The organism is Holdemanella sp. DFI.5.55 (genome assembly GCF_020593575.1).
GTDB classification, from domain to species: domain Bacteria; phylum Bacillota_I; class Bacilli_A; order Erysipelotrichales; family Erysipelotrichaceae; genus Holdemanella; species Holdemanella hominis.
On the sequence record NZ_JAJDMK010000391.1, the window covers coordinates 1 to 233 of the forward strand.

At 41.2% G+C, this 233-nt stretch carries 1 protein-coding gene; it reads left to right on the forward strand.

Features of this window, described 5'->3' with window-relative positions:
- On the forward strand, nt 1-233 hold a 233-nt coding region (locus LJE08_RS14555), incomplete at both ends, for a hypothetical protein (RefSeq protein ID WP_227403657.1).

Below are 233 nucleotides of genomic sequence, written 5' to 3' on the forward strand. Positions count from 1 at the left end.
CTCATTTTTTATCAAGTTGGTAATCTGGTCTTGATAAAAAATGAGCTGGTTGGCAGAGATCGTCAGGAATCGCATCCAGATCATAATCAAGAAAATAATGTGTCCGCAGGTAATGAGCCAGAAGCTGCCATCGATAATCCAGACATTGAAAAAAACGTTTGTGTCTTAAGGATTGATGATTTTGAGGATCTGGTAGCCCTGGCCAAATCAGCACGTGACAACATCAATGCGGT